Raw genomic sequence first — 20,537 nt, forward strand, 5'->3', positions numbered from 1 at the left:
CCGCTCCGCCGGCCGGTGGAGCGCGGACGGCATGTGAGGTGCAACGCGACGGCGTCCGCCTTGAACTCCGGCGGGCATGACCTCATCGCCCCGTGGAACTCCTCGTCTCCGGCTCTCCGTCATCCGGTGCTCAAGGTGTCCACGCTTCGGGGAGAGGCCCCGCCTTCCTCGGCGGCGTACGCAGCCGCTCCGGTTCGGAACGACGCTACGGCGGCTGCGACCTTGTTCGGCCTGCTGATGGTGCTGGTCCGCTCCGATCTGTTCAAGGATGTCGAGGTGCTGGTGGCCGTCTGGACCGAGTAGGTTCCGCGTCCTCATCGCCGGACCGTGCGGGCGTCCTGCGCGGAGCGGGCGACGCGGAGCCTGGCGAGGGTGATGAGCAGCATCGCGACCGAGCACCAGGCGGCCCAGTCGCCCAGGCCGGTGTAGAGGGTCGAGGCGCCCTGCTGCGGCAGCGCCGCGAACACCGTGGTCACGCCGGGCTTGCCGCTGCGGCCTTCGGCCAGCACCCGTCCCCGGGTGTCGCTCACCGTGAGAAGTCCCTGGCGGGCCGCGCGCGCCACCGACAACCCGCTCTCCACCCCGCGGACCATCGCCATGCGGCTGTGCAGCCAGGCGTCGTCGTCGAAGTCCCAGGCGGGGGCGAGCAGCGTCGTCGCGCCGGCCTGGCGGTACTGCCGAACCAGCCAGGGGAAGTCCAGGTCCTTGCAGACGATCAAGCCCGTCCTGGTCGGGCCGAGCAGGGTCAGCGCGCTTCCGGGCGTGAACTCCGACTCCAGCCCGGGAATCATGTGGTGCTTGTCGTAGCGGGCCCCGGACGGGTAGGCCAGCGCGCTGTTGGTCCGCGTCGCGCCGGCGCCGAGCGCGACGCCGGCGACGACCGCGACTCCCGGCCCGGCCAGCGGCAGGCGGGCGGTGGCCGCACGGCCGGCGAGGTCGAACGTCTTCTCCGGCAGCAGCGCGATCTCGGCGCCGCGGGCGGCGGCCGCGTCGACGGCCCGGCGGTAGCGCCGGAGCAGGTCGCGTCCCTGCGGGGAGTCCAGATCCGCGGTGTCGCGCGGGTCGTCGGTGGAGATCAGCGCGACCTCGCGGTGCTGCCCGCCGTCCTGGGCGGTGCCGAGCCGCGCGAAGCCGTACGACAGGGCCAGCGCCACCGTCGCGCCCGCCGTCACCGCGACAGGGAGCCGGCGGGTCGCGCCCGGCGCGAGCAGCGCGGCCACGGCGGCGGGCACGAGCAGGAGCAGGAAGGTGATCCCCCAGACGCCGGCGACGGAGGCCGTCTGCAGGACGGGCAGCACGTCGGCCTGCGTGTAGGCCAGGCTCCACCAGGCGCCGTGCGGTCCGGCCAGCGCCATCAGGTATTCGACGCCCACCCATGACGCCGGTACGGCGAGCGCGGCCGACAGCGTCCGCCGCCTGGCCAGCAGCGAACGGTGGAGCAGCACGCCGAGTCCGTACAGCAGCGCGGGCCCGGCGAGCAGGCCGGCCGCCACCGGGACGGGCATCTCCAGCGTCCCGGTGAAGTACGGCCACCACTGGAGTTGCCCGGCGAGCCAGGCGAGGGCGCCCGCGGCGAAGGCCGGGCCTGCCCCCACCCGGGGGGCGGCGAGCAGCACGGGCAAGGGGGCGAGCCACGTCAGCCAGGCCACGGGATGCAGGCCGGTGCCGAAGTGCAGCAGGACGGCCGAGGCGAGGGCCGCGGCGAGCGCGGTCAGGACACGTTTCATGGCGACGATGCTGCTCGCGGCCACCCCGGTGGCGCGTCAGTCGTGAGTGTGATCTCCGATGTCACTCTCACCGGCGACCACGAGGCCGCATTCGTAGGCGAACACCGCCGCCTGCACCCGATCCCGCAGGTCCAGCTTGGTCAGGATGCGGCTGACGTGGGTCTTGACCGTGTGCTCGGTGACCACGAGCGCGGCGGCGATCTCGGCGTTGGACAGTCCGCGGGCGACCAGCCTGAGCGTTTCGCGTTCCCGCTCGGTGAGCGCCGCCAGCCGTCCCGCCAGCCGCGGCATCGGGCCGTGAGCCGGCCGTCTGACCAGGTTCTCCAGCAGCCTGCGGGTGGCGGCGGGCGCGAGCAGCGCCTCGCCGGCGGCCACGGTGCGCACCGCGTGCGCCAGCTCGTCGCGGCGGATGTCCTTGAGCAGGAAGCCGCTGGCGCCGGCGCGGACGGCGTCGTAGACGTACTCGTCCAGGTCGAACATGGTCAGGACGAGCACCTTGGCGGCGGTGGTGGCGCAGATCTCCCTGGTGGCCTCGATGCCGTTCGTGCCGGGCATCCGCACGTCCATCAGGACGACGTCCGGACGCAGCCGCCCGGCCAGCGCGATCGCCTCGTCACCGTCCGCCGCCTCGCCCACCACCAGCATGTCCGGCTGGGCGCCGAGGATCAGGCCGAACCCGGCGCGGAAGAGATCCTGGTCGTCGGCGATGAGCACGCGCAGCATGCGCGTTATTCAAGCGGAAAGACGACTCTGACGAGGAATCCGCCGTGTTGACCCGGTCCGGCGGTGAGCGTCCCGCCGTACGCGGTCGCCCGTTCGCGCATGCCGATCAGGCCGTAGCCGCCGCCGTCGCGACGGGACCCGGCGCCCTCGTCGGCGATCTCGACGAGCAGTTCCCGCGCGGTCCAGCGCAGGCGCAGCCGTACGTCGCGCACCCCGGCGTGTTTGCGCACGTTGGTGAGGGCTTCCTGGACGATCCGGTGGACGGCGGCCTCCAGGCTGCCCGAGGTCCGCCGCCGTTCGCCCTCCACGGTCATGACCACGTCCAGGCCGCTGCGTCCGGCCAGCGCGGCGAGTCCGTCCAGGCTCGGCTGGGCGGGCCCGAGGTTCTCCCCCGCCGGGACGTCCGACGCGCGCAGCGCGGTGAGCAGGCCGCGCAGCTCGGTGAGCGCTCCCCTGCCGGTGTCGGCGATCGCGTCGAAGACGGCCTCGGCCCTGGGCGCGTCGCTCCGCACGACCACGGGCCCGGCCTCGGCCTGGACGACCATCAGCCCGACGGCGTGCGTGATGATGTCGTGCATGTCGCGAGCGATCCGCGCGCGTTCCTCCGCCACCGCGGCGATGTGCTCCTGTTCGCGGCGACGGGCCCGTTCGGCCAGTTCCGCGGTACGTGACCGGTTCGCGCGGGCGCTGGTGCCCAGCGCGTAGGCGGCCACGAAGGCGGTGCCGATCAGGCGGAAGATCTCGCTGTCCTCCCCGGGCAGCGCCAGGGAGAAGCCGACGATGACGGCGATCGCCGGGATCGCGGCCAGGCGCTTCCACGTGGGACTGACGTCGGCGACGGTGTAGACGGCGACCAGGGGGCCGAACGGGAGGAACGGCTTCTCCCAGAAGACCATGACGGTCATCGCGGCGCCGACGAACAGCGCCACGGTCATGGGCGCGCGCCTGCGCCAGTAGACGGGCGCGGAGGCGAGCGCGCCCAGGGCGAGGATCCACCACGCCTTCGGACCGGGCACCAGCAGCGGGCCGAGGGTGGCCGCGGTGGTGGCCGCCGCGATGGCGACGTCGCCTCTCCGGCCGGAGAACCAGGCGGTCGAGAGCGTCATGACCCCGGCGGCGCGCCCCACGCCGGTCACCCCTTCCGTGCTTCTGGGCGGCCGGGTCAGCCGCGTTTGGTGCGCCAGCGGGAGGTGCGGAAGCCGTCGGAGCGCTCCAGCAGGTAGGTCAGCCTGGCGGCCGTCTGGCGTACGCCGTCGTCGTGGCGGTGGCGCTTGCCGGGGGCGAGGCGGGAGCGGAGGTCGAGGATGTGGGCCAGCTCGCCGGCGACCTCCGAGACCAGCCGGTAGCGGATGCCGAAGGAGTGCAGGTCGCCGTGCACGTCGTCGACCAGGTCCTCGTCCACGTGCCGTTGCAGCGGTTTGAGCTTGGTGAGCAGTTGGGCGTCCATGCCGGCCACGGGCGCCCTGCGGCGGGCGTCGTCGGCCGGCACGGCCAGCAGGGCGCGGATGCGGACGAATGCCAGCGCCCGCTCGGCGTCCGGGGTGGAGGGGTGTTCGGCGAGGTCCAGCAGGCGCCGCAGGGTCTCCTGGGTTTTGTCGTCGAACATGACGACAAGTCTATTCACTCGTGCTCAGGCGCTCTTCCGCCGGCGACGTCACGTGGCGGCCGGGCGCGACGTCGTCCGGGAGAAGGCCCCGTCATCGACCGTGCCCGATCGACGACGGGGCCGACAACTACTTCAGCACGTCCGCGGCGACCGGCGACTGGTTGCCCTGCGCGTCGACCGCGACGACCTCCGCGCGGTACCGCGCGCCGTCGCGCTGGACCGGGAGCGGAATGTCCAGGGAGGCGGCGGCGGGCACCACGTCGAAGCGGTTGGCGACCTTGGTGCTGAGCACCTCGGCGCCGTTGTCGGCGCGGGTGACGCGCACCTTGTAGTGGTACACCAGCTCGTCGTCCGCGGCCTGCTCGATGCGCAGCGCCAGGCGGCCGTCCTTGCCGGTCTGGGCCGTCAGCGGGTGCTGGGACGTCCAGGCCGGGGCCGTGCGGTTGCGGTTGGCGTCGGTGTAGGTGAAGTTCTGCACGACCTGGGCGTCGGCGCCGGCCGTCCTGATCTCCCAGGACCTGCCGGCCAGCGTCCCGTCGCTCTGGAACGGGGGCTTCCAGTTCGCCGACCACTTGCCGCCGGTGTAGATGTCGTGCAGGTCGGCGTTCAGGTTGATGCGGTTGACGACGGTACGTCCCCGGTAGACCTCGACGGCCAGCCCCTGGGCGGTGGGGGTCTCGAAGCGATTGGCCAGCTGTCCTTCGGCGTCGAGCATCTGGTATCCGTGGTCGATCTCGATGTAGGACGAGCTGCCGTCGTTGACCGCGGTGAAGTTCTTCTGGTGGATCGAGCGCGGGTCGTTCACGTTCAGGTGGGAGTGGCCCGAGAAGTAGACGGCGCGCGGGAACTTCGACAGGTCCTCGGTGAGGCGCGGGTTGCTGGTCTGCTGGCCGTCCATGACGGTTCCAGGCGCCGGCCGGTGCCCCTGGACGATGATCGGCAGGTCGCGGTAGGCGGGGTCCGCGGAGATCTGGCCGAGCTGGTCACGCAGCCAGGCGGCCTGGGCCGCGGAGTAGTTCTCCGTGTTGACCGTGATCATCGGGACGCCCTTGACGTCCGTGCGGTAGTACCCGTCGCCGGAGTCGGGGAACCACTCCTCGGGGTAGCCCGCACGGAGCTCGGCCAGGGTCGCGTCGTGGTTTCCGTACGACATGAACACCTGGGTCGCGTTCATGCCCTTGCGGGCCAGGTTCTCCTTGAAGATGCGGGCGGTCAGCTGGTGGTCCTTGCCGCGTCCGTCCCAGTTGTCGTTGATCATGTCGCCGTTGGAGAGGATGGCGTCCGGGGTGCCCAGAACCGACGCGATGGTGTCGAAGTAGGACGACCAGCGATGGCGGTCGGCCTCGTAGTCGCCGATGTGCACGTCCGAGACGATCATCATCCGGGCGATCGGCTGCTCCCCCTCGCGGATGAGGTACCCCTCGGACTTGACGGCGCCGGCCTGGTTGCCCTTGAAGGCGCGGGCCGTCAGGTTCGTGTCCTCGGTGATGCGGATGGGCTTGCCGACGAAGGCCGGGCTGCTCTTCGTGGGAATGCTGCCGTCGGTGGTGTACCGGATCGTCTCGCCCCGCCCGGCCCGCAGCTCGACGGACACCGCCTGCTCGTGACGACCGCCGTCGACGCTGAAGGCCGGGGCCTGCGGCGTCCCGTGCGGGGCGGCCGACGCGCTCTGTGCCAGCGGGAAGAGCCCCAGCCCGATGCCGACCGAGACTGCCGCGAGGTGGCGCCAGGCGGCCGGCTCCCGGCGGACAGTGACGTGGGCATGTCGCATGTGGTGCTCCCCGATCTTGTCGCGGCGCGATCGACGCCACGACACGTGCTTCAAAAGTGAACGACTTGAACCTGGAGCACCAACATGTACGGAAACGGCGACCTGCATGAAATTCGCGCGACCTGAAAGGTAAGAAGTGACCATCCCGCCCCGCCGAGCTGATGACGATCCTCGGACCCCCGCGCGTCCTGCCTGGTCAGGGTCGGTTCCCGGGCGGTAACTCGGTGCCTTCGAAGTGCCGTCTTCCGCGGTGTCCTCGCTGCGGCGCAAGATGCCCTGGTCACCGAAGACGTACCGAGTCCTGAGGAGTGCCGTCGATGACCACGTCATTCGCCGAGATCGAGAGCGAGTTCAACGCCTACGTCGGCGCCATCCGGTACGCCACGATGGTCACCGTCGACGCCAGGAACCGTCCCCGCACCCGCATCCTCATCCCCGTCTGGGAGACCGTGGACGGCCGGCCGCGCGGCTGGCTGGCCACCTACCGGACGCCGGTCAAGGCGGCCCACCTCGCGGGCAATCCGCACACCTCCTTCTCGTACTGGAAGCCCGGCAACAGCTCGGTCGCCATCGAGGCCACGGCCGCCTGGGTCGAGGATGCGGAGACCAAGCGCCACGTCTGGGACCTCTACCGGACGATCAGCCCGCGCGGGGCCGGTTACGACCTCGGGGCCTTCTGGCGGTCGCCCACAGACCCCGCGCTGCACGTCCTCCGCCTGGAGCCCTGGCGCGTCCAGGTGATCCGCGGCACCGATCTCCGCAGCCGCATCTGGACGCCTCCGGCATGACCGCCCGCGGAAGGCCGCGGGCGGGGCCTCGCAGCAGCCCTCAGCGCGGGTCGGCGGCGTGGGCGAAGGCCGCCGCACGGTCCCGGAGCAGGGCGGCGAGCTCGGGAGAGTCGACCACCTCGAAGGGCCATCGCACCCAGAGCAGGCCGCCGGCGAGGACCTCAAGGCGTACGTCCGCGATGCGCCAGTGCGTCGCCGCCTGGCCGGTGGCGGTGGTCGCCGGGGCGAAGTCCGTGGCGAAGCCGCCCATGTACGCCTGCACCTGCTCGATCGGGGCGTGGATGAGGATCGTCGCCGAGTGCCTGCGCGGCGGGGCGCCGAGCCGGCCGGCGACGAACGCGGCCGGATCGCCCCCGGGCACCTCCTCCGGCTCGAAGCGCACGCCCGTCGCCGACGCCCCCGTGATCCGGTCGACGCGCAGCACCCGCCAGCCGCGGTCGCGGTCGAGGTCGCGGTCGAGGTCGCGGTCGAGGTCGCGGCAGACGAGGAACCACCGGGTCTGCCGGGGCACCAGGGCGGCGGGCTCGACGTGGCACGGGGTCTCCCGTCCGGTGTCGGCCCCCTCGGTGCTCATCACGCGCAGCCGGACCCGCTCGGCGTCCCGGCAGGCCAGCGCCAGGACCGCCAGCACGCCGGCGTCCAGGGGCGCCGGGTAGGCGCCGGCCACGGCGTTCGGCGTGCCGCCGAAGGCGACCGAGGAGCGCAGCGCCCGCACCCGCCCGCGCACCGCCGGGGGCATCACCTGCTCCATCTTGGCCAGGGCGGTGAGCGCCACCTCGCCGCCGCCGGCCGCGCCGCCGGCGGCCGACGAGGCGAGGGCGGCGGCCACGGCGAGCGCCTCGTCCGGGGTGAACACCAGCGGCGGCAGGTCGCTGCCGGTGGACAGCCGGTAGCCGCCGTCGGGGCCGCGACGCGCCTCGACGTGGTAGCCGAGGCGGCGCAGCCGATCGACGTCCCGCCGGAGGGTGCGGCCGTCGACGCCGAGGCGGCCGGCGAGCTCGCCGCCGCTCCAGGACCGGCGGGCCTGGAGCAGTTCCAGCAGGCGCAGCGCCCGCCCGGTCGTGGTCTCGTCCGGCATACCCGCCGAGCCTAATAGAAGTGGACAGAAACTGCCCTGAATGGTTTCTAGGTTGGAGTTCGGGCCGGATGGACCGGCCCCACTTTCCTGAGGCGGGTCCTCTTGAGCATCCTTGTCACCGGCGCGACCGGCGCCGTCGGCCGTCACCTCGTCACGACCCTGCTGGCCCGCGGCGCCGCCGTGCGCGCGCTGACCCGAAAGCCGGACGACGCGGGCCTGCCGGCCGGGGCCGAGGTCGTGGCCGGCGACCTGGCCGACGCCGCCACGCTCGGGCCGGAGGTGTTCGCCGGCGTCGATCGGGCCTTCGTCTTCCCCGCCGAGGGCGTGGCGTCGTTCGTCGCCGCGGCCGCCGCCCGCGGCGTCCACCGCTTCACCGTGTTGTCCTCGCTCGCCGCCGCGAAGGAGTTCCGGCGCGACCACGGGTCGGCGAGCCAGGTCCACCACGCGGCGGTCGAGTCCGCCGTGACCTCCCGCGCCCAGGCCTGGACGATCCTGCGTCCCGGCACGTTCGCCGGCAACCTGCTCTCCTGGGCCTGGCAGATCCGCTCCGGCGCGCCGATCCGGGCGCCCTACCTCGCCTCGGCGCAGGCCCCGATCCACGAGTACGACGTCGCCGAGGCCGCCGCCGAGACCCTGCTCCGCGACGATCACCTGGCGACGGCGATCCCGCTCACCGGCCCGCAGGCCCTGACCCGCGCCGAACAGGTGGCGATCATCGGCGAGACCCTGGGCGTGGAGATCCCGCTGGTGGAGATCACGCCGGCGGAGTTCCGTGCCGAGGCCGGGCGGTTCGTCCCCGAGCCGGTCATGAAGATGCTGCTCGACTACTGGCACGACACCCTCACCGTCCCTGACGTCCCGCGTCCGGTGACCGCGGTGACCGGACGGCCGGGCCGCACGCTCGCCGAGTGGGTCGCCGACCACCGCGCGGACTTCACGGCCGGCTGACCCTCACCCCGGCGGCGCGGGATCGTCGAAGATCATGGTGTGGCCGAGCGGCCAGCCGGGGTCGCCGGTGCGGGCGAAGCGCACCCAGGCGGCGTGCATCGCGTCGGCCAGCGCCTGCGGCGCGCCCGGTCCGGCCGTGCGGGCGACGCCGGGCGCGTCCAGCACGTCGAAGACGAAGGGCAGGTCCAGGTTGTGCACCGCGCCCACGCGTCCGCCGCCGGCCGGGCTCTCGACCGGCGACTCCCAGCGGAACTCGTAGCCGTAGGCGGGCCTGGCCTCGCGGATCCAGCGGGTCTCGCGGGTGAACAGGTGCCGGGTGACGGCGCGTGCGACGCGCTCGGCGGGCGTGAGGCCGGGCTCGTCCACCTGGACGCCGAGGTGGTCGAGCGCCGCCCGCGCGGCGGCCTCGTCGAGCCCGGCGGCCATGCCCCGGACGAACACGTCGGCCTCCTGGGACGTGCAGCCCACCAGCAGCGGAAGGCGCCCGCCCGCGCCCGCCCGCAGGGCGTCCAGCGGGACGGCCGGGATCAGGTCGCCGTCCACGACCGGCTTGACCGGCACCGAGTCGTTCAGCCCGCCGGAGCCGCCGGTCAGCGGCGGCGGCTGCGCGGCGACGAGCTCCTCGGGGGGCAGCGCGGCGAAGGACGCCCTGGTCGGGGCGATGCCGAGGCGGGCGGCGAGCGCCCTGGCGTGGTCGCGGGCCTCCTGCTCGCCGGCGACCAGGGTGGCCGAGCCGCTCATCACGATCGCGCGCCGGAACAGCCCTTCGGCGCGGGGCATGGTGAGCAGGGTCGCGACGGCCGCGGCGCCCGCCGACTGCCCGGCGACCGTCACGTTGCCGGGGTCGCCGCCGAAGGCCGCGATGTTGTCGCGCACCCACTCCAGCGCGGCCAGCCAGTCGAGCACGCCCCGGTTGAGCGGGGCGTCGTCCAGGGCGAGGAAGCCCTCGAAGCCGAGCCGGTAGTTGACGGCCACGCAGACCACGCCGTCGCGGGCGAAGCGGTGGCCCTGGTGCCAGGCCGCCCCGTTGCCGCCGATGGAGAACGCGCCGCCGTGGATCCAGACCAGGACGGGCAGCCCCGTCTCGCCGCCGCCGGGGGTGCGCACGTCGAGGTTGAGGCAGTCCTCGCCGGTTTCGAAGACGTCGGGCGCGTACAGGCCGATGTCCGTGCCGGCCGCCTGCGGGGCGGCGGGGCCGCGCGTGACGGCGGGCCGCACGCCGTCCCACGGCGGTGGCGGGACGGGCGCGCCGAAGCGGTGCTCGCCGAAGGGCGGGGCGGCGTACGGCACGCCGAGGAAGGCGAGCCCGCCCTCCTCCGCCCTGCCCTCGATCAGCCCCGACGTGGTACGGACGATCATGCGCGACGCCATCCGGCCGTCCCTTCGACGATTCTGACGGCCGCCCGGGTGAGCGGTTCGAGGCCGTCCTCGTACACCTTGTCGAGGGTGTCGGCCGAGTCGAACAGGTACATGGGGGCCGACAGGAAGTGCACCAGCGGCACCCCTTCGGGGTGGAAGAAGGCTCCGTCGGTGGGCGGCATCGGGGAGAAGGCGTCCGGCGGCAGCACGAACGAGCGTCTCAGGTCCTCCGCGACGAGGGCCGCCGCCACCAGGCTCTCCAGCTCCGGCTTGCGGGTGGTGAACCACCAGCCGGGTTCGGGGTCGCCGGTGGGGACCAGCTCGCCGTCCACGGCCACGCACCGCCGGGCGGCGTGCTCCAGGTGGAGCTGGAGCACGACGTCGCCGAGCAGGCCGCGGTGCTGCTCGATGAAGGCCCGGGTGCCGGCGGCGTGCGCCATGTGCCCCGCGGTGAGCAGGAAGAGCAGGTTGTGCGGCCGGTCCCGCTCGGGCACGGCCGCCCAGTACCGGGCGGCGGCCAGCACCAGCGCGATCCCCGAGGCGTCCTCGACGGCCGAGGCCCAGGGCGCGTCGTGGTGCGAGCCGATGATCACCCACTGGCCGGAGCGGCCGGGCAGCGTGCCGATCACGTTGTGCGAGACGGCCGGGCCGGTCTCCGACTCGACGGTGAGCGTGCCCGTGCAGGGGCCGGCGTCGACCAGGTCGAGCACCCGCCGCGAGTCGCCGCCCGACAACCAGACGGCCGGCAGGTCGCGGTGCACGGCGTCGTAGGGCACGTAGTAGTCGCGGGTCTCCCACGGCACCCCGGTCAGCGCGCCCGCGAACGCGGCGGCGCCGCCGTCGATCACGCCCTGGAGCACGTCGAGGTAGTCGAGCTGGAACGGCAGCGTCTGGACCAGGTCGTCGAAGACGCCCTCGGGGTCGTGCACGGCCGTCGCCAGGTCCCTGACGTAGGACTGCGGCAGCTCGGTGAAGGCGTACTCGGGCACGACGATCGCGCCCGGCACGACCTCGCGGCTGACCGGCGCGGTCACGCTCGCCTTGGGCGTGGTGTACGGCAGCGCGGACGCCGCCACCCGCACCACCCTGGACGGGTCGGCGTCCAGGCGCACCACCAGGGACGCCGTACCCGGCCGCCAGACGGGCAGCTCGACCGGCGCGAGCCGGACGTCGCGCAGCCCGAACTCGGTGAACCGCCCGGCGGCCCACGCGGCGGTCCAGTCGTCGGCCGGATAACCGGGACGCCGGACGCCGCGCGCGGTGACCGTCTCGATCCACTCCATCATCAGGGCGGCGCCGGGGATCAGGTCAGGGATCATCGTTTCACCCCTCCGAAGGTGAGCCCGGCCACGTAGTAGCGCTGCAGCGCGACCATGAGGACGAACGGCGGCACGGCGGTGACCAGCGCCGCGGTGGTGGTCAGGTGGTAGGTGACGCCGACCTCGCTCTGGAAGTTGGCCAGCCCCACCGGCAGCGGCCACAGCTCCTGCTCGTTGGCCACGATCAGCGGCCACAGCAGGTTGTCCCACTGCGCCAGGAAGTGCACCAGGAACAGGGTGATGAGGGCGGGCCGCAGCAGCGGCACGGCGATGCGCGCGAAGATGCGGAACTCCCCCGCGCCGTCGACCCGCGCGGCCAGCAGCAGCTCCTTCGGGATGCCGAGGGCGAACTGGCGCACCAGGAAGACGCCGAACGCGCTGATCATGCCCGGCACCATCATGCCCTGGAACGTGTTGACCCAGCCGAGCTCCTTCACGATGAGGAAGACCGGGATGACCATGACCATCGGGGTGAGCGCGAGCGTGCCGACCACCAGCGCGAACAGCACGCGGCGGCCGGGGAAGGACAGGTGGGCCATCGCGTGCCCGGCGGCGGCCGAGAAGATCACGTCCAGCACGCCGGTGCCGACGCACAGGATCAGGCTGTTGCGCAGGTACGTGGGCAGGTTGCCCGCGCCGAACAGCACCCCGATGTTCTCGGGCAGGTGGAAGCCGTTGAAGACCAGCCCGCGCAGGTCGGTGTCGTCGGGCGCCGAGGCGACGACGACCATGGCGTAGACCGGCAGCAGCATGAACCCGACCGCGACGATCAGCCAGGCGGCGCGCAGCACCCTCATTCGTCGCCGCCCTTCAGGAACGCGAACTGCAGCGCCGAGACGATCACCATGGCGACGAGCAGCACCATGCCCATGGCGGCGGCGTAGCCCATGTGCTCGTAGGGGAAGGCGTTGGCCCAGATGTAGTACGGCAGCACCTGGGTGGCGTCGGCGGGCCCGCCGCCGGTGAGCAGGAAGGCGGGCACGAACGCCTGCATCGATCCGGCGACCGAGATGACCAGGACGAACAGCAGCGTCCTGCGCAGCAGCGGGAGCGTGATGCGGGTGAACGTGGTCACCGGCCCCGAGCCGTCGATGGCGGCGGCCTCGTACACCTCGCCGGGCAGCGCCTGCAGCCCGGCGGTCAGGATGATCACGAACAGCCCCATGCTCTTCCAGACGACCATCACGACCAGGGCCCAGATGGCCAGGCCGGAGCTGGTCAGCCAGGACTGCGCGGGAATCCCGGCCAGGCCGAGGAGGGTGTTGGCCAGGCCGCGGTCGGAGTAGATGATCACCCAGACCATGGACGTGGCGGCCAGCGGCATCACGGCCGGGATCATGACGAGCGCCCTGAGCCAGCGGTTGAGCCGTCCGGGCCTGCTCAGCGGCACGGCCACCAGCAGGGCCAGCACGATCGTCGGGACGACCGTGCAGACCGTGTAGACGACGGTGATCCACGCCGAGTTGAGGAAGCCGGGGTCGGCGAACATGCGCTCGTAGTTGGCCAGGCCGATCCAGTTGGGCGTCCCGGCCATCTCGTAGTCGGTGAAGCTGAGATAGATCGCCGACAGGAACGGGACCAGCCAGAACACCACGAAGAAGACGGCCACCGGAAGGGTCAGCGCCACGCCCGCCGTGGCCTGCGGCCGGGCCCTGACCCTGCCCAGCACGCTCACCGGGCCGTGCGGACGGGCCCCGACTCCGCCGAGCACGCTCACAGGACCGGTCGCACGGTGGCGTCGAAGGTCGCCGCGGCCTGGGCCGGGGTCGCCTTGCCGTGGGCGACGGAGTCCACGGCGCCGGACGCGGCCTTGGCCAGTTCCAGCGCGCCGGGGATGATCGGGCCGAAGTCGACGTGCGGCAGGCTGCCGGCGACGATCTCCATGATCTCCGACTTGCCGCGCGGCCCGGCCTCGCGCCAGCCCTTGGTCGGGATGATGATGCCGTTGTCGAGGTTGGCGGCCACCGACGGGGCGCCCTGGAGGTAGTTGACCAGGTGCCAGGCGGTGAACTGGTTGGGCGAGTCCTTGGCCACCCCCCAGCCCCACGTGTAGGCGGGGACGACGGACGGCCCGCCGTCCCAGGTGGGCATGGGGGCGACGCCGTACTGCTTGCCGAAGGTGAGCTTGTCCTTGCCCAGCTTCTCCAGCGCGGGGCCGAGGAAGGCGCCGCTGACGACCATGGCCGCCTGGCCGGAGTAGAACAGGCCGAGCGCGCCCAGCGGGTTGGAGAGCTTGGGGTTGCCGAGGCCCGACATGTACGTCAGGGCGGCGATGCCCTGCTCGGTGGCCAGCGACGCCTTGCCGCCGCCGTCCGTGACGAGCTCGCCGCCCTTGCCGCGGACGAGGGCGGTCAGCGTCATGAGGGCCCACTGGGGGTCGCCGTAGAGCCATTGCAGGCCGACCCGCGCCCGGTCGGGCGAGGTCAGCTTGGCGCTGTACTCGGCGACCTCCTCCCAGGTCGCCGGGGGCTTGTCGGGGTCGAGCCCGGCCTGCTCGAACCGGTCCTTGCGGTAGTAGAGCAGGCAGGGGTTGAAGTCGATGGGCACGCCGTAGGGCACGTCCCGGTAGGTCAGCGGGGCGGTCGTGCCCGGCTCGTAGTTCCCCAGCGGGAGGGCCTTGGTGTCGACGGGGGCGAGCCGCTGCTTCTTGGCGTGGGCGGGGAAGCTCCAGTGGCCGATCTTGAAGACGTCGGGCGGGGCGCCGCCGCTGAAGGCGGTCAGCAGTTTGGCGTCGAGCTGGCCCACGGGCAGGTAGAGCAGCTTGACGTCCACCTTGAACTCGGCGATGTAGCGGTGCACGAGCTCCTGGAACTGCTGGCCGGTGTCCTGCGAGCCGTGCAGCCAGACGGTGACCTCGCCGTGCGGCCCGGCGGCCGCGGCCTGCTGCCGGGGCTGGTCCTTGCCGCATCCGGCGAGCAGGGTGAGCGCGCCGGCGGCGAGGAGCCCACGCCGCGTCAGATCCGCCATGGTGGTTCTCCTAGGTGAGGTTCTTGAGCGCCTGGTTCTGCCAGGCGGTGTTGGTGGGGAGCTCGGGGGCGCTGCCGGCGAACGCCCCGCGGGCCTGGGCGTCGGCCTGGAGCCGGTACCTCAGCCAGGCGGTCACGTAGCCGAGGAAGGCCCCGCCGGTGTTCTGGATGTCGTTGTGCCCCGCGCCCTTGAGCAGCGCCCGGCCCGCTCCGGCGGTGGCCTGGTCGTAGTAGCCCTGCACGGTCGCGGCCGAGGAGATCAGCCAGTCGTCCGCGCCGCTGAGGAACAGCACCGGGCAGGTCAGGGCGGCCACCGAGAACTCGTCCCCGGGGCTGGCCATCCACTGCGCGGGCACGGCGATCGGCACCACGGTCTTGATCAGCCCGGCGGAGTGGTTGGCCGCGTTGACGACCCCGCCCGCGCCCTGGGAGTGGCCGACGGCGCCGATCTGGGCGGTGTTCAGCTTGCCGTGGAAGACGCTGGCGGGGTCGGCGTCCAGACCGGCCAGGTGCTGGGCGGCGGCGAGGATCTCGGCGCCGGTGCCCGTGGTGGTGTCGGTGGAGGCGACCACCGCGAAGCCCCAGGAGGCCAGGTGGTTGAGCAGCCCCGGATAGTTGTCGGGGGTGGCCCACGAGCCGTTGCCCCACGTGACGATCGGGTGGGTGACGCCGCCCGCGCCGAGGTTCGAGGGGTAGTAGAGCCGGTGGCCGCCCGAGGTGCCGGTGGCGACCGGCCACGGACCCGTCGCCTTGTAGATGGTCTCGATGGTGGAGGCGGCGTCGGCCGCGGTGGTCCGCGACAGGAATCCGGCCGACACGAGGCCGAGCGCCCCGGCCCGCAACGCCTGCCGACGAGTGAAGTTCTCCATGGTCACCTCGTGGGATATTTGGAGACGTGAACGTCTCCTAAGAGAGGGAAGTACGATCGGTGAGCGATGTCAAGAGATGAACAGAAGGAAGTTCCGGCGGTCCGGCCGCTGCCTCGGGGGCGGCACGGGCTCTCCCCCGACACGGTGCGCGAGTCGCAGCGCGACCGCCTCGTGGAGGCCATGCTGCGGCTGGTCGCCAGGCGCGGCTACGCCGCCACGACCGTGCCCGACGTGATCGCCGCCGCGCGGGTCTCGCGCAACGCCTTCTACGCCCAGTTCGCCGACAAGGAGGCGTGCTTCCTCGCCGGATGCGAGCGCGACCTGCCCGAGATGATCGACTCGATCCGGACGGCGGCGTCGGGGGCGGCCGACCGCTGGCGCGTGGCGCTGCGGCTGGGCCTGGCCGCCTACCTGCGGTGGTGGCAGGAGCGCCCGGAGTACGCGCAGGCGTACTTCGTGGAGTTGCCGAGGGCGGGCGAGCGGGCCGTCGAGCAGCGTGACACCGCCTACCGGCCCTTCCTGGACATGCTGGCGGCGCTGGCCGCGCGGGCCAGGCTGGAGGACCCGTCGCTGCCGCCGCTGCGCGCCGCGATCCCCCGGCTGATCGTCTACGGCACCACCGAGTTCATCGCCTCGGAGGTGCGCGCGGGCCGCGCCGCCACGCTGACGTCGTCGGCGGGCGACCTCTACCACTACACCGTCGCCCTGCTCGCCGGCCCTGATCACGGCCTCGATCAGGGCTCTGATCACAGCATCGCGACCACCCCTTCGGCCTGAACCCGCCAGCCCTCGGGGAAGCAGCCCGACGCCGCCATGTGGGCGACGGCGGCCAGCAGGCCGCCGTTGCCCGGCAGGTAGAGGGGCAGCAGGCCGGGCCACTGGTGGTTGTGGCCGCTGGGCAGGTACGTGTTCTTCGGGGCGTCCATCAGCAGCGCGTCCACGGCGGTGCCGGGCTCGCCGAGCCGGGCCGCGCACATGGCGAGCATCGGGAAGTCCCACCCCCACGCGCTGTCCCAGTCCCAGTCGGCGAGCACGTCGTGCAGGGTGGCCCGCATGATCTCGGGGTCGATCAGCGGGGTGGGCGGCACGAACCCGAGCGCGCCGGTCATCGAGGGATGGTCGGTCCTGACCGTGTACGGCTCCACGCCGATGGCCGCGTACACGCCGTCGCGCACCAGCGGCCGGGCCAGGCCGTCCAGCACCCGCGCCCACTCCGGGTCGGGGTCGAGGCCGAGCAGGCCCCGCCAGCGCTGGGCCGTCGCCAGCCCCCACCACCAGTAGGCCAGCTCGAAGGCGGGGTCCCGCACCGACCTCCTGGACTCGTGGTAGGACTCCTGCGCCGGCACCAGCGGCGGCCCCAGGTGCCCGCCGGCCGCGAAGGAGGCCATGAACTCGGCCGTCTCGAACACCAGGTCCCGGTACTCCTCCAGCGCCGCCGGGCGGATCCGGCGGAGCAGCTCGGCGAAGGAGATCAGGTGCGGCTGCTGCCAGACGATGAAGGCGCCGATCTCGCTCGGGCTCTCCCTGCCCTCCGGCCCCACCTGCTTGGGCCAGCGGGCGCCGCGGAACCCCTGCCGCGCGGCCGTGTCCCTGGCCCGCGGCAGGATCGAGCGATACCACGGCAGGCTGCGCTCCAGCAGCTCCGGCCGGCCCCACAGGGCGAAGTGGGCGGCGTGCCACCAGTGCATCTCCAGGTGGAACTTGCCGCTCCAGGAGTTGACGGCCAGCCCGGTCTCCTGCGGCGGGGTGGTGCCCGCGCAGTTGACCGCGGTGAGGTACTGCGAGAGCACGACCCGGCGTTCGAGCTCGGGCGCCCGCGGGTCGGCGCTGCCCTCGAAGCCGACCGCGCCGCCGCGCGTCCAGAACCGCTCCCAGTGGGCGGCGGCGGCCGTACGGACCTCGGAGAAGGACGGCAGGTCGCCGCCGACGGGGTGGCGGGCGAACTCGACGACGAGCTCCAGCTCCTCGCCCTGGATCAGGTACACGTGGGGGGCGGGCGAGGTGAACCGCGCCGCTCCCGTCCACTCGGCGGCCACGTGGTAGCCGTCCTGGTCCAGGACGCGGGTGAAGTCGCAGCGCGAGCCGCGCCGCGCGCACGTGGTGGTGTGCCGGTCGGGGCTGTCCCAGTCGGCGGTGGTGTGCCAGCCGTCGCTGGCGTAGGGGAAGGCGATCCTGACGCCCGTGCCGCCGGCGACGCGTACGGCCAGCAGGTCGCGCTCGGGATGACAGACCGTCTCCACCTCGTGCGGCCGGCCGCCCAGCTCGAAGGAGCTGGACAGCGTGCCGGTCCACAGGTCGAGGGTCTGCGCCGGCCGGCCGAGCGGGGTGTCCTCGCCGGTGTCGAGGCCGATCCGGCCGAGGTGCAGGCGGTGCGGGTTCACGTGCAGCCAGCCGCCCGCCTCGGTGGCCGGGTAGAGGTCGGGGTAGCCGACGCCGTCGTAGTCGGTGAGCGCGTCCTCCAGCACGTGGCCCTTGGGGTTGGGCATCGTGTGCCAGCCCCACTGCGCCTGCGTGCCGAGCGGCGCGAACGTCTGGAGCCCGGTGGCGTCGGCGGTGAAGGCGAACTCGCCGTTGCCGACGGTGAGCGGGCACCCGGCGTCGGCGACGTTGTGCCGGCGCACGAGTGCCCTTCGGTCCATGCTCACGCACACCCCGGCGTGCCGGAGGCGCGCTGCTGGCGCATGGTCGTCACGTCGCCCGCGACGGCCGACTGGGCCATCGGGCCGAGGTCGAGCACGACGTCGGTGAAGGCGAGCGACGCCTTGCGCATCACCGGCAGGTCGATCGCCTCGGCGCCGAACTGCGGCGAGAACAGCGTCTTGGGCGCGGCGATGGGCGCGATGACGGGCAGCAGGTGCTGGTTGTACGGCGTGCCCTCGCCGCCGAAGCTGCAGTGGTGCGGCACGGTGGCGAGGTCGGCCGCCGACAGGCCCTTGAGGATCGCGGTGCGGCGCACGTCCCAGTACTCGATGTGGCCCTTGACCAGCTCGCGCAGCGGCGTGCTCTCGCTGACGGGGACCCACAGCAGCTCGGTGAGGGTGGGGCTGGCGACGAGCTGCTTGCCCGGCAGGCCGTTCGGCCTGGCGACGGCGTCGTAGCGCTTGGCGCCGAGGTGTTCGAGGACGACGACGGAGGAGACCTTGCCCTGGTCGTACTCGGCGTCGAGCTGGGCGGCGAGCTGGCCGGCGCCGCCCTCGCGGACGTCGGGGCCGGTCAGGTGCTGGTAGAGGTGGCCGGTCACGAACGCGAACTGCACGGTCCGCGGACGGCACTCCACCGGCAGCGTCGACAGGTAGCGGGCCATCTCGATCATGGTGAGCGGGCCGTTGTCCCACACCGGGCTCATGCCGTCGGTGTGGCTCTCCACGACGATCTTCTGGGCGCTCCCGCCGGGGAGCGTGGCGAGCAGGGTGCGGGTCGTCGTCGGCGTCCAGGCGGCGTTCACCTTCAGCGACGCCTGGACCGGCTGCCCGGCGGCCAGCGCGTCCTTGATCTGCTTGCCCTGGTCGGCGCCGACGTACGCGCCGGGCACGCCGTACGGCAGGCCCTCGTAGGGGGCGTACATGTCCTTGATCTGGGCGTGCGGGAGCTGGCTGACCTCGATCACGCCCAGCGCGCCCGCGGCGGCGGCCGCCTTGAGGTCGGCGTCGGCCGCGGCCGGGGCCTCCATCGACTCCGAGCCGAGAAGGTTGATCGTCATGCCCGGGTCGTACATGGAGTAGCCGAGCGTGGGCGGATAGAACAGCAGGTTGGGCACGCTGGTCCAGGGCAGGTCCCGGACGACGATCTTCCCGGCGGCGTTGGCGGCGGTGATGTTCGTCCCCGCGGCCAGGTGGACGAGCGGCGCCGAGACGCCGCCCGCGCCGGTGGAGGAGGAGAACGGCACGGGCGCCGCGACCTGCACGGACGTGCCGCCGACGGTCAGCCCGGTGCCGAGGTTGTCCCAGCGGTCGATGGCGTAGGGCAGGGAGGAGAGCTGGAGGCCGGGGATGGCCGACATCTCCTCCTCCAGCCAGTCGACGTAGCCGGCGTGCGCGGCCGAGCCGGTCGGCCTGGGGCCGAACGTCCCCTGCCGGGTGGCCAGGGCGCTCAGGCGGGCCTCGGAGGCGAAGGCGGCCGGGTCCACCCTGACCGGGCAGGTCGTGGCGGACGCCTGGGCCAGGGCCGGTTGCGCGGGCGCGACCAGCGGGAGGAGAAGGGCGAGGAGAGCGAGTCGTCTCACGTGGGGGGTCCTTCCATCGAATCGTTTTAATGCATGGCCCGCGACAGGCCCCCGGGGCGCGGCCGGCCTGTCAGGGGCGGGGCGGTCCGGTGGTGCCGCGGACGATCAGCGTGGGCGACACCGACGACGCCACCGACCGCGTGCGTCCTTCGATGCGCTCGACGAGCAGGCGCGCGGCGGTCGCCCCGATCACCCGTCCGTCCTGGTCGACGCTGGTGAGCGAGATGCGCTTGAGCGAGGCGATGCCGATGTTGTCGTACCCGGCGACGGACAGGTCCTCCGGCACCGACAGGCCCGCCTCGTCGGCGGCGCGCAGGACGCCGAGCGCCGCGATGTCGGCCCCGGCGAAGATCGCGGTGGGCCGGTCGTCGCGGGCGAGCAGTTCCCGCGCGCCCTCGAAGCCGCCCTCCTCGGTGAAGGAGGTGGCCAGCACGTCGTCGGGCAGCCCGTGGGCGCGCATCGCCTGGCGGTAGCCTTCGGCGCGCACCATGTGCGGCAGTCCCTGGGCGCGGGCCCGCTCCAGGTGGGTGATGTGCGCGATGCGGGTGTGCCCGAGCCCGACCAGGTGGTCGACCACGAGCCGGGCCCCCATCACGTCGTCGTCGACGACCGCGTCGTGGTCGGCGGCGCCGCCGTGCCTGCCCACGACGACGACCGGGACGGCCGCCGCGATGGCGGCCAGTTCGGCGTCCGTCATGACCGGCGAGATCAGGATGAGCCCGTCCATGCTCCTGTCGATCATGGCGTCGGTCATCCTGGCCTGCGTCTTGGGCTCGATGCCGCCGGGCCCGAGCAGCACCTGGTACTCGGTGTCGCCCAGCCGGCCGGTGATGCCCTCGATGATGTCGGGGAAGAACGGGTTGCGGGTGTCGGAGAGCATGACGCCGAGGGTGTAGGTGCGTCCGCGCAGGGCGCGGGCCGCGGCGTGCGGGCGGTAGCCCAGCTCGTCGATGGCCTGCCGCACCTTGGCCTGCATCTCCGCGCTGACGCCGTACGCCCCGCGCACCACCTTCGACACGGCGGCCGTGGACACCCCGGCCCGCCTGGCCACGTCGGCGATCGTCACCCGTCCGCTCGTCACACGCCATCCTTCCGGGTTCTCGTAGAACGAACTACACACTTTGCTGGAAGCAGAGGCTAGTCCTCCCCCACTCCTCAGGT

General features: G+C 73.0%; 19 protein-coding genes. 4 read left to right on the top strand and 15 right to left on the bottom strand.

Annotation, left to right across the window (positions count from 1 at the left end):
- Nucleotides 1-126: 126 nt before the first annotated feature.
- A complete protein-coding gene (locus tag ACIBQ8_RS42315; protein ID WP_397194922.1) occupies nucleotides 127-303 on the top strand; it encodes a hypothetical protein in 177 nt (58 codons plus the stop codon).
- 11 nt (nucleotides 304-314) lie between these two features.
- On the opposite strand, the gene ACIBQ8_RS42320 is transcribed toward ACIBQ8_RS42315, so the two are convergent.
- From ACIBQ8_RS42320 to ACIBQ8_RS42340, 5 genes are all read right to left on the bottom strand, one after another.
- The gene (locus ACIBQ8_RS42320) at nucleotides 315-1,727 is read right to left on the bottom strand and encodes a hypothetical protein (protein ID WP_397194923.1); all 1,413 of its coding nucleotides are present in this window, start codon (nucleotides 1,725-1,727) and stop codon (nucleotides 315-317) included.
- A 36-nt stretch (nucleotides 1,728-1,763) separates the two neighbouring features.
- Entirely contained in the window at nucleotides 1,764-2,450 is a 687-nt protein-coding gene (locus ACIBQ8_RS42325; RefSeq protein WP_397194924.1) for a response regulator, read from the bottom strand.
- Nucleotides 2,451-2,455: 5 nt separating this feature from the next.
- Nucleotides 2,456-3,586 (bottom strand): sensor histidine kinase, encoded by a 1,131-nt coding sequence (locus tag ACIBQ8_RS42330; RefSeq protein ID WP_397194925.1) that lies wholly within the window; start codon nucleotides 3,584-3,586, stop codon nucleotides 2,456-2,458.
- Nucleotides 3,587-3,612: 26 nt separating this feature from the next.
- Nucleotides 3,613-4,056: a hypothetical protein gene (locus ACIBQ8_RS42335; RefSeq protein WP_397170882.1), complete on the bottom strand. Its 444-nt coding sequence runs from the start codon at nucleotides 4,054-4,056 to the stop codon at nucleotides 3,613-3,615.
- A gap of 127 nt (nucleotides 4,057-4,183) precedes the next feature.
- Nucleotides 4,184-5,827: a metallophosphoesterase gene (locus ACIBQ8_RS42340; RefSeq protein WP_397194926.1), complete on the bottom strand. Its 1,644-nt coding sequence runs from the start codon at nucleotides 5,825-5,827 to the stop codon at nucleotides 4,184-4,186.
- Nucleotides 5,828-6,144: 317 nt separating this feature from the next.
- Between ACIBQ8_RS42340 and ACIBQ8_RS42345 the strand changes: the two genes are divergently transcribed.
- Entirely contained in the window at nucleotides 6,145-6,615 is a 471-nt protein-coding gene (locus ACIBQ8_RS42345) for a pyridoxamine 5'-phosphate oxidase family protein (protein WP_397194927.1), read from the top strand.
- Nucleotides 6,616-6,655: 40 nt separating this feature from the next.
- Here the strand turns inward: ACIBQ8_RS42345 and ACIBQ8_RS42350 are convergent, their stop codons facing one another.
- Nucleotides 6,656-7,693, bottom strand: a complete 1,038-nt coding sequence (locus ACIBQ8_RS42350) for a helix-turn-helix transcriptional regulator (RefSeq protein ID WP_397194928.1) — start codon at nucleotides 7,691-7,693, stop codon at nucleotides 6,656-6,658.
- A 102-nt stretch (nucleotides 7,694-7,795) separates the two neighbouring features.
- On the opposite strand from ACIBQ8_RS42350, the gene ACIBQ8_RS42355 reads away from it, so the two are divergent.
- A complete protein-coding gene (locus ACIBQ8_RS42355) occupies nucleotides 7,796-8,641 on the top strand; it encodes an SDR family oxidoreductase (protein ID WP_397194929.1) in 846 nt (281 codons plus the stop codon).
- A 3-nt stretch (nucleotides 8,642-8,644) separates the two neighbouring features.
- On the opposite strand, the gene ACIBQ8_RS42360 is transcribed toward ACIBQ8_RS42355, so the two are convergent.
- From ACIBQ8_RS42360 to ACIBQ8_RS42385, 6 genes are read right to left on the bottom strand one after another with little or no spacing between them, the layout of a single operon-like run.
- On the bottom strand, nucleotides 8,645-10,000 hold the full coding sequence (locus tag ACIBQ8_RS42360) for a carboxylesterase/lipase family protein (protein WP_397194930.1): 1,356 nt from the start codon (nucleotides 9,998-10,000) through the stop codon (nucleotides 8,645-8,647).
- Complete coding sequence (locus tag ACIBQ8_RS42365) at nucleotides 9,997-11,319, bottom strand: M28 family metallopeptidase (RefSeq protein ID WP_397194931.1); 1,323 nt, start codon at nucleotides 11,317-11,319, stop codon at nucleotides 9,997-9,999. The genes ACIBQ8_RS42360 and ACIBQ8_RS42365 overlap by 4 nt, the downstream gene beginning before the upstream one ends.
- The gene (locus ACIBQ8_RS42370; protein ID WP_397170872.1) at nucleotides 11,316-12,116 is read right to left on the bottom strand and encodes a carbohydrate ABC transporter permease; all 801 of its coding nucleotides are present in this window, start codon (nucleotides 12,114-12,116) and stop codon (nucleotides 11,316-11,318) included. The genes ACIBQ8_RS42365 and ACIBQ8_RS42370 overlap by 4 nt, the downstream gene beginning before the upstream one ends.
- A complete protein-coding gene (locus tag ACIBQ8_RS42375; protein WP_397194932.1) occupies nucleotides 12,113-13,030 on the bottom strand; it encodes a carbohydrate ABC transporter permease in 918 nt (305 codons plus the stop codon). The genes ACIBQ8_RS42370 and ACIBQ8_RS42375 overlap by 4 nt, the downstream gene beginning before the upstream one ends.
- Nucleotides 13,031-13,032: 2 nt before the next feature.
- The gene (locus ACIBQ8_RS42380) at nucleotides 13,033-14,286 is read right to left on the bottom strand and encodes an ABC transporter substrate-binding protein (RefSeq protein ID WP_397170868.1); all 1,254 of its coding nucleotides are present in this window, start codon (nucleotides 14,284-14,286) and stop codon (nucleotides 13,033-13,035) included.
- A 10-nt stretch (nucleotides 14,287-14,296) separates the two neighbouring features.
- Nucleotides 14,297-15,154, bottom strand: coding sequence for an alpha/beta hydrolase (locus ACIBQ8_RS42385; RefSeq protein WP_397170866.1), 858 nt, complete (start codon nucleotides 15,152-15,154; stop codon nucleotides 14,297-14,299).
- A gap of 66 nt (nucleotides 15,155-15,220) precedes the next feature.
- Here ACIBQ8_RS42385 and ACIBQ8_RS42390 point away from each other — a divergent pair, with 66 nt between their 5' ends.
- The gene (locus ACIBQ8_RS42390) at nucleotides 15,221-15,931 is read left to right on the top strand and encodes a TetR/AcrR family transcriptional regulator (protein WP_397170864.1); all 711 of its coding nucleotides are present in this window, start codon (nucleotides 15,221-15,223) and stop codon (nucleotides 15,929-15,931) included.
- Here the strand turns inward: ACIBQ8_RS42390 and ACIBQ8_RS42395 are convergent.
- From ACIBQ8_RS42395 to ACIBQ8_RS42405, 3 genes are all read right to left on the bottom strand, one after another.
- The gene (locus ACIBQ8_RS42395; RefSeq protein ID WP_397194933.1) at nucleotides 15,901-17,793 is read right to left on the bottom strand and encodes a hypothetical protein; all 1,893 of its coding nucleotides are present in this window, start codon (nucleotides 17,791-17,793) and stop codon (nucleotides 15,901-15,903) included. The genes ACIBQ8_RS42390 and ACIBQ8_RS42395 overlap by 31 nt on opposite strands.
- A 2-nt stretch (nucleotides 17,794-17,795) precedes the next feature.
- Nucleotides 17,796-19,376, bottom strand: a complete 1,581-nt coding sequence (locus tag ACIBQ8_RS42400; RefSeq protein WP_397170862.1) for a hypothetical protein — start codon at nucleotides 19,374-19,376, stop codon at nucleotides 17,796-17,798.
- A 70-nt stretch (nucleotides 19,377-19,446) separates the two neighbouring features.
- Complete coding sequence (locus ACIBQ8_RS42405) at nucleotides 19,447-20,457, bottom strand: LacI family DNA-binding transcriptional regulator (RefSeq protein ID WP_397170861.1); 1,011 nt, start codon at nucleotides 20,455-20,457, stop codon at nucleotides 19,447-19,449.
- Nucleotides 20,458-20,537 lie beyond the last annotated feature (80 nt).

Origin of the sequence: Nonomuraea sp. NPDC049646, from assembly GCF_044465525.1 — a bacterium.
Classification (GTDB): domain Bacteria; phylum Actinomycetota; class Actinomycetes; order Streptosporangiales; family Streptosporangiaceae; genus Nonomuraea.

Coding starts and splice junctions, on each gene's coding strand:
- ACIBQ8_RS42350 (WP_397194928.1), bottom strand. CDS start 7,693: ATGCCGGACGAGACCACGACCGGGCGGGCGCTGCGCCTGCTGGAACTG.
- ACIBQ8_RS42320 (WP_397194923.1), bottom strand. CDS start 1,727: ATGAAACGTGTCCTGACCGCGCTCGCCGCGGCCCTCGCCTCGGCCGTC.
- ACIBQ8_RS42365 (WP_397194931.1), bottom strand. CDS start 11,319: ATGATCCCTGACCTGATCCCCGGCGCCGCCCTGATGATGGAGTGGATC.
- ACIBQ8_RS42380 (WP_397170868.1), bottom strand. CDS start 14,286: ATGGCGGATCTGACGCGGCGTGGGCTCCTCGCCGCCGGCGCGCTCACC.
- ACIBQ8_RS42325 (WP_397194924.1), bottom strand. CDS start 2,450: ATGCTGCGCGTGCTCATCGCCGACGACCAGGATCTCTTCCGCGCCGGG.
- ACIBQ8_RS42360 (WP_397194930.1), bottom strand. CDS start 10,000: ATGATCGTCCGTACCACGTCGGGGCTGATCGAGGGCAGGGCGGAGGAG.
- ACIBQ8_RS42390 (WP_397170864.1), top strand. CDS start 15,221: ATGTCAAGAGATGAACAGAAGGAAGTTCCGGCGGTCCGGCCGCTGCCT.
- ACIBQ8_RS42335 (WP_397170882.1), bottom strand. CDS start 4,056: ATGTTCGACGACAAAACCCAGGAGACCCTGCGGCGCCTGCTGGACCTC.
- ACIBQ8_RS42370 (WP_397170872.1), bottom strand. CDS start 12,116: ATGAGGGTGCTGCGCGCCGCCTGGCTGATCGTCGCGGTCGGGTTCATG.
- ACIBQ8_RS42385 (WP_397170866.1), bottom strand. CDS start 15,154: ATGGAGAACTTCACTCGTCGGCAGGCGTTGCGGGCCGGGGCGCTCGGC.
- ACIBQ8_RS42340 (WP_397194926.1), bottom strand. CDS start 5,827: ATGCGACATGCCCACGTCACTGTCCGCCGGGAGCCGGCCGCCTGGCGC.
- ACIBQ8_RS42395 (WP_397194933.1), bottom strand. CDS start 17,793: ATGGACCGAAGGGCACTCGTGCGCCGGCACAACGTCGCCGACGCCGGG.
- ACIBQ8_RS42345 (WP_397194927.1), top strand. CDS start 6,145: ATGACCACGTCATTCGCCGAGATCGAGAGCGAGTTCAACGCCTACGTC.